Origin of the sequence: Paenibacillus melissococcoides, from assembly GCA_944800085.1 — a bacterium.
Taxonomy (GTDB): Bacteria; Bacillota; Bacilli; order Paenibacillales; family Paenibacillaceae; genus Paenibacillus_B; species Paenibacillus_B melissococcoides.
Genome location: CALYLO010000007.1, coordinates 219,721 through 230,000 on the forward strand (window position 1 = coordinate 219,721; position 10,280 = coordinate 230,000).

A 10,280-nucleotide genomic window follows, 5' to 3' on the forward strand; every position below is an offset into this window, starting at 1 on the left:
ACTCCCTTGCTTTCTAGTGAATATCTTTCTTTTTGAAGCGTCCGCCCTTCACGTCATGGATATTGCCGATCGCCAGGAACGCTTGCGGATCCTGCTCCTCGACGATCGATTTGAGCTTCGCTTCCTCCAGGCGGGTAATGACCGTGAAAATAATCTTCTTCTCGTCGCCGGAGAAGCCGCCTTCCCCGTTCATATACGTCACCCCGCGGCCCAGCCGGCTCAGGAGCGCATCGCCGATGGCCTTATAGTTCTCGCTAATAATCCATACCGCTTTCGAATCGTTCAAGCCTTCTACGGTTATATCAATCATTTTGAACGCAATGTAATAGGCAATCAGCGAATACATCGCCCGATCCCAGCCGAATACGAAGCCTGCGCTCGACAGAATGAACAGGTTGAAAAACATGACGATTTCGCCGACAGAAAAAGGCGTCTTTTTATTCAGCAAAATGGCCACGATTTCCGTACCGTCCAACGAGCCCCCAAAGCGGATCACCAAGCCTACGCCGATCCCTAAAATGATGCCGCCGAATACCGCTGCCAGAAATGTATTCTCCGTGAACGGCTGCACAGGATGCAGCAAAGCGGTGCTGAACGACATGACAGCGACGCCAAGCAAGGTTGATAACGCAAACGTTTTGCCGATCTGCTTGTAGCCCATGATGAGAAACGGGAGGTTGAGGAGAAAGAGAAATACGCCAAGGGGCACGGATGTGATATGGGACAAAATAATGGATATCCCGGTCACTCCTCCATCGGTAATCTGGTTCGGAACGAGGAATAATTCCAGCCCAACCCCCATCATGATCGAGCCGAGCGCAATGAATATAATCTGGCGCAGCATCTTGGCAAAGCCCATCTTCGTATGCTGGTAAGACGGCTGCAGCGCCGCCACGGCCGCCACAGGGTCTAGTCCCGGAATGGACGCTGCCAACATGGCGTTGCTATTATGTTCTGCGCCGGCTTGCTCATCGCAAGCGCGCTGCGATTGTTCTGCAAATCCGGATTGTTCCTTCTGGGAGTCTGTCATCGCATTCACCTCTCTACTATGTCGTACCTATTATTATATCGGAATAGAGCCTGGTTCGGTTGGGGTTGGTAAAAATTTTTCAATTTCTTTATTCCTGGATCAAAAAACGGCCTCCTCCCGTCGAGGGAAGAAAGCCGTGAAATCACTGCGGAGGAAGGCTTGCGATTCGATGATTGGATCAGCCTTCCGGGTTATTATGGCTTACATGATTGGCGGTCTTGACCTTCTTGGAGCCCGACAGCGGCTCTTGAATGCCTTTGCGGCCTTCCGCCTCATGATGGCGGACCGGCTGCTCCGCGGCGGGAACAGGGATTGACTTCGGCTTGCTCATGGAAAACCACGTTCCTTTCCAACGTATTTAATAGTGCTCCAGATCGGTAGGCTTGTCATGATTCAATGCATCCTGATGCCTGCGGTCATTGCTATCCTGCTGGATCTGCTGCGCATGATGCGAATTGACCGGATCGGTATCGAGATCATCAACCACGTTGCGTAAATTTTTATCCCTATTTCGCTTGTCCATTATTACCCTCCGTTACCGTCGTATCACCATGATGGGTCAGATCATGAAGATGCTGGGCGCATTCATGAATATGTCTCATGTAATCCTGCGCCATCTCCTGCACCGGTTGTGTTCGTTCGTCGATATGCACGCCGTCCCGCTCGACATCGATTAGCTTCAGATCAACCTCCCTTGAGTCGACATAGCTGCAGTGGAAGTCGAATGTATAGCTCTGACGCCCGTCGCTGTCGATATGAATGAGAAATGCGTGCGGATCCGCGGCATCCGGCAGAACGGTGGCTTTGTTGCCCGGCTCTAATTTGTTCGTCAACGTTTGCTGCCATGCAGCCACAAGCTGATGCTGATCCACTTGTACGATATCATTGTCGTTCATGACCACACCTCCACTATTCCTTTACAGTGTGCGGCGCAGGCCCCGATTTTATACCATGGCGGAGGTCTCCCGTACTGCTTCATTGCCGGTATATGCAAAAAAACCTTTGCCATGCCGGCAAAGGCTTCGTTATTATCGCTATAATGGCGGAGAGGGTGGGATTCGAACCCACGTGGGCTTGCACCCTAACGGTTTTCAAGACCGCCCCGTTATGACCGCTTCGGTACCTCTCCATTGGTTGACTGCCCGATTCAAGTCGGACAGTCTATATTTTAGCATGATTGAATTCCCTGCGCAACTGTATATATTTGGTTACGGAGTCAGACGCTCCAATCCTCCCATATACGGACGCAGCGCTTCCGGAATGACGACACTGCCGTCCGCCTGCTGATAATTTTCCAATATCGCCGCGACCGTACGGCCGATCGCGAGTCCCGAACCGTTCAGCGTATGAACGAATTCCGGCTTCGACTTCACATCGCGGCGGAAGCGGATGTTCGCCCGCCGTGCCTGGAAGTCTTCGAAGTTCGAGCAGGAGGAGATTTCACGGTAGGTGCCGCTGCTTGGCAGCCATACTTCCAGATCGTACGTCTTCGCCGAGCTGAAGCCCAGGTCGCCCGTGCACAGCGCCATCACGCGGTAAGGCAGCTTAAGCTGCTGCAAAATGTTCTCGGCGTGGCGGGTGAGCGATTCCAGCTCTTCATACGAGTCCTCCGGCTTCACCAGCTTGACAATTTCGACCTTATTGAACTGATGCTGGCGGATAAGTCCGCGCGTATCGCGTCCTGCCGCTCCGGCCTCAGAACGGAAGCAGGCGCTGTATGCCGTATAGTACCGCGGCAGCTCCTCCACGTTCAGAATCTCTTCCCGATGCAGATTCGTGACCGGCACTTCCGCCGTCGGGATGAGGAAATAGTCCGTCCCTTCCAGCTTGAACAGATCCTCTTCGAACTTCGGAAGCTGTCCCGTCCCGATGAGGCTGTCCCGATTAACGATAAGCGGCGGCATAATCTCCTCATAGCCATGCTGCATCGTATGTACATCGAGCATGAAGCTGATGAGCGCCCGCTCCAGTCGCGCGCCGGCCTTCTTATAGAAGACGAAGCGCGAACCGGTTACCTTGGCGGCCGCTTCAAAATCAAGGATGCCCAGGTCCTGGGCGATATCCCAATGCGCCTTCGGCTCGAAGGCGAAGGACGTCGGCTCGCTCCAGCGGCGAATCTCCACATTCTCCTCTTCCTTCAGACCGACAGGAACGCTCTCATGCGGCACGTTCGGGATCGCCAGCGTCATTTCGACGATCTGGGCATCGATGTTCCGGATTCCCTCATCCAATTCCTTAATCCGGTCCCCGACCTCGCGCATCTCGGCGATGAGATCATCGGCCGATTCGCCCGCCTTCTTCTTTTTCGCAACCTCTTGAGAGACGACATTGCGGCGGTTCTTCAACTGCTCCGTCTCCTGCAGCATCTCTCTGCGGCGGGTATCAAGCTGCGGGAACTCCGCGATCATATCCTTCGATTTGCCTCGATGCTCCAATGCTTGCTCTACCCGCTCAAACTCATTTCGCAATACTCTCGTATCTAACACTTCCGATTCCTCCTACGCATGCAGAAAGGGCGATTGCCCCTTCCTCGAAGCAAGGAGCACCGATTCTGCCTCTATGACTGATTCATTAAAAACACCTCAACCTGTCCCTTGAAGGAATCGCAAGTCAAGGTGTTTTTTTCATTGCGTTCTATCTTTATCCTGCTGCAATTCCGCTCTGTTTAACCATATCGGCAAAATACCGATGAAGATTAACATCTTCCGTCAGCTCCGGATGGAAAGAGCAGGCCAGCAAATGGCCTTGTCTGGCGATGACAATCTCCTCGTTCACTTTGCACAGCACGTCTACGCCGGGACCAACTTCCGTAATAAGGGGAGCACGGATAAATACGGCCCGTACCGGCTCATTTACCCCGATAACGTCCAGATCGGTTTCAAAGCTCTCGCGCTGCCGTCCGAACGCATTGCGGCGCACGGTGATGTCCATCAGCGCCAGATGCGGCTCTTCCGCCCCGCCCTGGCCCATGATGCGCTTCGCGAGCACGATGAGTCCGGCGCATGTGCCGAAGATCGGCTTCCCTTGAGCGGCAAAAGACCCGATTGCTTCGAGAAAACCATATTTGCGCATCAGCTTCCCAATCGTTGTGCTCTCCCCGCCAGGAATAATCAACCCGTCCACATCTTGCAACTGTTCGGGATGCTTGATGGCTAACGCGGTTCTTCCGATGGCTTCCAAGCTGCGCATATGCTCTCTGACGGCCCCTTGCAGGGCCAACACCCCGATATTCATTCCTGTTCCCTTCCTTCTTACCAGCCGCGATCCTGCATGCGCTCGGATGGCGCCAGCTTGGAGATCTCAATCCCCTTCATCGGCGTGCCCAGGTTCTTCGACACTTCCGCGATCAGCGCGAAGTCTTCGAAGTGGGTTGTCGCTTCTACGATAGCGCGGGCGAATTTCTCCGGGCTGTCGGATTTGAAAATGCCGGAGCCTACGAATACGCCGTCTGCGCCCAAATGCATCATCAGAGCCGCGTCAGCCGGCGTAGCGACGCCGCCCGCCGCGAAGTTGACGACCGGCAGCTTGCCGTTCTCATGCACCTCAAGCAGCAGCTCATAGGATACGCCCAGGTTTTTCGCTTCCGCATATAACTCGTCCTTCGACAAGTTCTGTACTTTGCGAATCTGGCTGTTAATCAAGCGCATATGACGTACAGCTTCAACGATGTTCCCCGTTCCCGGTTCACCCTTCGTGCGGATCATGGCCGCTCCTTCGCCGATGCGGCGCAGCGCTTCGCCCAGATCCTTCGCTCCACAGACGAAAGGCACCGTGAACGCCTGCTTGTCGATATGAAACACTTCATCCGCCGGAGTCAAGACCTCGGATTCGTCAATATAGTCAACGCCAAGCGATTCCAATACTTTGGCTTCTACGTAATGGCCAATGCGGGCCTTCGCCATAACAGGGATGGAGACAACCTTCATGACTTCCTCTACAATCGTAGGATCCGCCATCCGTGCGACGCCGCCTGCGGCGCGGATGTCCGATGGAACGCGCTCCAGAGCCATAACTGCCGTAGCGCCGGCCGCTTCCGCAATCTTCGCTTGTTCCGCGTTCATGACGTCCATAATGACGCCGCCTTTTTGCATTTCTGCCATACCACGTTTAACACGAGCTGTACCAGTTTCCATTATGCCTGCCTCCCGCCATTTACTATCGTAATGATGCCCGGAGGAACTTCAGCATCCCGTGCTGCAGCCTGTCGGGCGAACCGTAATGGTCTATCCCCCTATTGTACATGATAGAACAGGGAATACACAACCGATTTTGTCGGAATTGCCTGGCCGGAACGGCCAAAACCGTCCTTTAGAACAAATTTTTGATGGATTGGAACAAATCGACGAAAAATTCTCCGATTGCCCGGAAGAATAACCGCCACCAGCTGCCTTTTTCCACCTCTTCGGAAGCAATCAGATTTACGGTCTTCTTCTGTTCCAAGCCGTTGTCTTTGTACGTAAACGTAATCGTTCCGATCTTCTGCCCGTTCTTAATTGGGGCAATCAACTCGTTGGCCGGAGTGAGCTTCACTTCATGCGTAATTTTGCCTTCCGTGCTGGCGCCCTTAGGCACGACGAAATTTACGCCGGTCTCAGGCACAACAGGCACCTCGGTCGAGACGCCCTTCTTAATCGGAGCCGCTGCGACGCCGTCCACCGCCTGCTTCGGAGCCACGACGGTCTGGACATCATAGTTGTTGAACCCATGGTCGAGCAGCTTGGCGGTTTCTACGAATCGTTTTCCTTTATCGTTAATATCCGTGCCCATGACGACCGAGATAAGGCGCATGCCATCCCGTTCCGCCGTTCCGGCAAAGCAGTTGCCCGCTTCGTTCGTGAAGCCCGTCTTCATCCCGTCCAGGCCCGGATACGCATACCGTTTGAAGTTCGGAATATCTTTGTTCACTTCGAGCATCCAGTTCAGATTTTGAATCGGCGTCTCGTCACGCTCGCGGAACTTATATTCCTGGATCGTCGTGAAGTCCCGGAATTCCGGGTGCTTGATGACAATGGCGCGTACGAGCTTCGCCACGTCCATGGCCGACATGACGGTCTCATCCGTCCCTTCCGGCCGGAACTTCTCCGGCATATCCTCCCGGCCCAATCCGGTCGAATTGATAAAGTGAGCCGTCGTCATGCCCAGCTTCTTCGCGGTCTCGTTCATCAAGTTGACGAACTCCTTCTCGGTTCCCGCGATCCGCTCCGCAAGCGCTACCGTTGCGTCGTTCGCCGATCCGATCGCCATCGCGATATATAGATCCCGAACCGTATGCTTGTCCCCTTCCGCGAGGAAGATGCTCGAGCCCCGCGTCAGAGATGCATGCTCGGACGTCGTGACCTCTTCATCCCACGACAACTCCCCGTTCTTCACCTTATCCATGACGATGTACTCCGTCATCATCTTGGTCATGCTGGCCGGAGGCTTCGGGGTATTCGAATCAATATTTACAAGCACTTGTCCTGTGCTAGCTTCCATTAGAATAGCCGATGTTACTTCCAATTTGAGCGACTCCTTGGTCGCCTTCACCGCAGACGCAGACCCGCCCTTATTCGCTGCGGTTTCCCCTTTCTCTGCTGTCTGGGCAGCAGCTTCGGCAGCGACCATGCCAGCCGATGGAAGCAGCGTGAAGGTAAGTATCTGGCAAGCTGTCGCAATAGCGATAATACGCTTCCACTTGCCTTTTCTTGTCGCGTCTTGTTGTTTCAACACTATCGTCATCTCCTCTCCCAATGAATCCATATGTTATTCTATCACAGCGGGACAGACAAAAAAAGGCAAGGGTGCCGCACCCTGCCTTCTTTTGTCGATAAAACGGAATATTAATATTTTACAAGGAATAATTTGGGGCTTCCTTCGTAATTTGCACATCATGCGGATGGCTTTCACGAAGACCTGCACCCGAGATTTTGACAAAATGCGTATCGTTCTGCAGCTCTGTCAGATTATGCGTGCCGCAATAACCCATGCCGGCCTTCAAGCCGCCAATCAACTGATGAATGGTATCCGCCAGCGGCCCTTTGTAGGCGACGCGGCCTTCGATGCCTTCCGGCACGAGCTTCTTCTCGTTGCTGCTGTCTTGGAAATAACGGTCCTTGCTGCCTCGCTTCATCGCGCCCAGGGAGCCCATGCCGCGGTATACCTTGAAGCGGCGGCCCTGATAAATCTCCGATTCGCCCGGGCTCTCTTCCGTCCCGGCCAGTAGGCTTCCCAGCATGACGGCTGCTGCCCCTGCCGCGATCGCCTTCGTAATGTCGCCGGAGTACTTGATGCCGCCGTCGGCAATCACCGGAATGCCGTACTCGCGTGCGACCGTAGCGCAATCATATACCGCGGTGATTTGGGGTACGCCGATACCGGCGATAACGCGGGTCGTACAAATGGAGCCCGGCCCGATGCCGACCTTGACCACCGAAGCGCCTGCTTCGATCAGGTCGCGCGTCGCTTCGCCGGTGGCCACATTGCCCGCGACAATCGTCAGGTCCGGATAGAGCTCACGCAGCTTCCGAACCGCTTCAATAATATTGATGTGGTGGCCATGCGCCGAGTCGACGACGATGACGTCAACGCCCGCTTGCACCAGCGCGGCCGCCCGATCGAACGTATCCTGCGAGATGCCGATGGCGGCGCCGCAGAGCAGTCGCCCTTGCTCATCCTTGGCGGCTTGCGGGTATTGGATTGCTTTTTCGATATCTTTTATCGTAATGAGGCCTTTCAGCGTGTTCGTCTCGTCCACCAGAGGCAGCTTCTCGATCTTGTGCTGCTGCAGAATGATTTCTGCTTCTTGAAGGGTTGTGCCGACGGGTGCGGTCACCAGATTCTCATGAGTCATGACTTCTTTGATTTTGATATTGTAGTCATGGACGAATCGCAGGTCACGGTTCGTCAAAATCCCGACCAGCTTATGCTGCTCGTCCACAATCGGAACGCCGCTGATCCGGTATTTGGCCATCAGTTGGTCCGCTTCTTCTACCGTATGCTCGGGAGACAGCGAGAACGGATTCGTAATAACTCCGCTCTCGGAGCGCTTCACGCGGTCAACCTCTTCGGCTTGGCGTTCGATCGCCATATTTTTATGGATAATGCCAATTCCGCCTTCGCGCGCAATCGCGATCGCCAACGGCGCTTCCGTTACGGTATCCATCCCGGCACTAATCATCGGAATGTTCAACTTTACTTTGCTGCTCAACTGCGTAGATACATCTGTTTCCCGTGGCAATACATTCGATTTGCGAGGCACCAACAGCACATCGTCAAACGTTAACCCTTCTTTTGCAAACTTAGACTCCCACACCAGTAAGTTCCTCCCTTAATGTAAAGTTGCACTCAGCGGACAAACCCTTGTCATGACGGGCTTGTCCGCTGATTAAATACTCTCTCTCAATATATTAATTGCAATCTTAGCAAAGCGCTTTACCCCTGTCAAGGATAGGTTGGCAGGAATCTGCACTTTGTTTTCATTTATTTTCATTAATCTTACAGACAGATGATTGTCCACTCCACAAATACATTCGACAAAAGGACAATCTCTTAGCGACCAAGCCCCCGATCGGATAACCTGTCACATAAGGTGACCCTTCCCAGCCGATTCTATGCGCAGGAGCGCATTTCGATGCGGCCGGATGGCTTTTTTCCGGGGATTGGTTATCGGAAATAAGCCGGAAATAAGCAGCCGGTAGGGTATGTCGCGTTCAGCGGAGCTCTGGCATTCACCTGCGGAGTACGTCGTTCAGCCGCAGCCTCTGGTATGAATCTGCGACGCATGTCAATTTAACAAGGCGTTATTTGGCGTTATCGCGTACATGTGGAATTGCGGAAACATCCTGCAAAAGTGCAAAATTTCTCTGGACACGCCTATTCCGGAAACGAAATCCTGCAAAAGTGCAGGATTTCGGGATGCACCACTTCACCAAAAAGGGGATCCTGCAAGAGTGCAGGATTTTTCTCCTTTTTGCTTCAAGCGGGAGCAATTGCGAGCAAAATGATGTAGATTTGCAGGAATTTCTCTCCATAGCGGATCGAGAAGCGGAAAATGCTGTAGAATTGCAGCAATCCCCTTGCACGCTTCACCACAGGAGGCCACAACCCCAGAGGCTACATCCCAGGAAACAACGGCGCCTCCTTGATTCGATGACGCCTCTGGATGGGATAGACCTCCAGAATCTGATGATGCCTCTAGATGCGAAGATGTCTCCTAGATAACGATTCCCCTCCAGGTTGCACTGCCTTGTCCGGTTCCCCGCGTTCCCTTAATATATAGAAAAAACCACCGACAGAAGTCAGTGGTCTTTGTCTGCTTGGCAGCGTCCTACTCTCCCAGGACCCTGCGGTCCAAGTACCATCGGCGCTGGAGGGCTTAACGGTCGTGTTCGGGATGGGAACGCGTGGAACCCCTCCGCCATCGCCACCAAACAGATAAGGTATTGTACCTTAAAAACTGAATGCGAAAGTAAAAATCATCAAATCATCTTAGTTAGGATAAGCCCTCGACCGATTAGTATTGGTCAGCTCCATGCATTGCTGCACTTCCACCTCCAACCTATCTACCTCGTCGTCTTCAAGGGGTCTTACCAATGCGGGAAATCTCATCTTGAGGGGGGCTTCACGCTTAGATGCTTTCAGCGCTTATCCCTTCCGTACTTGGCTACCCAGCTATGCCTCTGGCGAGACAACTGGTACACCAGCGGTACGTCCATCCCGGTCCTCTCGTACTAAGGACAGCTCCTCTCAAATTTCCTACGCCCGCGACAGATAGGGACCGAACTGTCTCACGACGTTCTGAACCCAGCTCGCGTACCGCTTTAATGGGCGAACAGCCCAACCCTTGGGACCTACTTCAGCCCCAGGATGCGATGAGCCGACATCGAGGTGCCAAACCTCCCCGTCGATGTGGACTCTTGGGGGAGATAAGCCTGTTATCCCCAGGGTAGCTTTTATCCGTTGAGCGATGGCCCTTCCATGCGGTACCACCGGATCACTAAGCCCGACTTTCGTCCCTGCTCGACTTGTAGGTCTCGCAGTCAAGCTCCCTTCTGCCTTTGCACTCTTCGAATGATTTCCAACCATTCTGAGGGAACCTTGGGGCGCCTCCGTTACTCTTTAGGAGGCGACCGCCCCAGTCAAACTGCCCGCCTGACACTGTCCCCGAACCGGCTTCACGGTCCCAGGTTAGAACTCCGATACGATCAGGGTGGTATCCCAACGGCGCCTCCACCGAAGCTGGCGCTCCGGCTTCCCAGGCTCCCACCTATCC

General features: G+C 53.8%; 9 protein-coding genes, 1 tRNA gene and 2 rRNA genes (1 of these 12 running past the window's edge). All 12 read right to left on the reverse strand.

From position 1 onward, the window contains the following. Positions 1 to 13 precede the first annotated feature (13 nt). Positions 14 to 844, reverse strand: a complete 831-nt coding sequence (locus OCY70_RS24050) for a YitT family protein (RefSeq protein ID WP_373871460.1) — start codon at positions 842 to 844, stop codon at positions 14 to 16. Between the two features lie 364 nt (positions 845 to 1,208). Continuing rightward, on the reverse strand, positions 1,209 to 1,361 hold the full coding sequence (locus OCY70_RS24055; protein WP_042227419.1) for a small acid-soluble spore protein P: 153 nt from the start codon (positions 1,359 to 1,361) through the stop codon (positions 1,209 to 1,211). A 27-nt stretch (positions 1,362 to 1,388) separates the two neighbouring features. Continuing rightward, complete coding sequence (locus tag OCY70_RS24060; RefSeq protein WP_213428548.1) at positions 1,389 to 1,553, reverse strand: hypothetical protein; 165 nt, start codon at positions 1,551 to 1,553, stop codon at positions 1,389 to 1,391. Continuing rightward, positions 1,537 to 1,926 (reverse strand): hypothetical protein, encoded by a 390-nt coding sequence (locus OCY70_RS24065; RefSeq protein ID WP_213428546.1) that lies wholly within the window; start codon positions 1,924 to 1,926, stop codon positions 1,537 to 1,539. Before OCY70_RS24065 ends, OCY70_RS24060 begins: the two co-directional genes overlap by 17 nt. Positions 1,927 to 2,070: 144 nt before the next feature. Beyond that, positions 2,071 to 2,159, reverse strand: a tRNA-Ser gene (locus tag OCY70_RS24070). A 79-nt stretch (positions 2,160 to 2,238) separates the two neighbouring features. Continuing rightward, the gene (gene serS, locus OCY70_RS24075; protein WP_213428545.1) at positions 2,239 to 3,516 is read right to left on the reverse strand and encodes a serine--tRNA ligase; all 1,278 of its coding nucleotides are present in this window, start codon (positions 3,514 to 3,516) and stop codon (positions 2,239 to 2,241) included. Positions 3,517 to 3,670: 154 nt separating this feature from the next. Continuing rightward, the gene (gene pdxT / locus OCY70_RS24080) at positions 3,671 to 4,264 is read right to left on the reverse strand and encodes a pyridoxal 5'-phosphate synthase glutaminase subunit PdxT (protein WP_213428544.1); all 594 of its coding nucleotides are present in this window, start codon (positions 4,262 to 4,264) and stop codon (positions 3,671 to 3,673) included. 17 nt (positions 4,265 to 4,281) lie between these two features. Beyond that, a complete protein-coding gene (gene pdxS / locus OCY70_RS24085; protein WP_213428595.1) occupies positions 4,282 to 5,166 on the reverse strand; it encodes a pyridoxal 5'-phosphate synthase lyase subunit PdxS in 885 nt (294 codons plus the stop codon). Between the two features lie 172 nt (positions 5,167 to 5,338). After that, complete coding sequence (locus OCY70_RS24090; RefSeq protein WP_249725141.1) at positions 5,339 to 6,748, reverse strand: D-alanyl-D-alanine carboxypeptidase family protein; 1,410 nt, start codon at positions 6,746 to 6,748, stop codon at positions 5,339 to 5,341. Positions 6,749 to 6,857: 109 nt separating this feature from the next. Continuing rightward, the gene (gene guaB / locus OCY70_RS24095) at positions 6,858 to 8,321 is read right to left on the reverse strand and encodes an IMP dehydrogenase (RefSeq protein WP_213428540.1); all 1,464 of its coding nucleotides are present in this window, start codon (positions 8,319 to 8,321) and stop codon (positions 6,858 to 6,860) included. Between the two features lie 1,001 nt (positions 8,322 to 9,322). Next, positions 9,323 to 9,439 (reverse strand): 5S ribosomal RNA (gene rrf / locus OCY70_RS24100). A 62-nt stretch (positions 9,440 to 9,501) separates the two neighbouring features. Beyond that, positions 9,502 to 10,280 (reverse strand): 23S ribosomal RNA (locus OCY70_RS24105) (it continues 2,147 nt past the right edge of the window).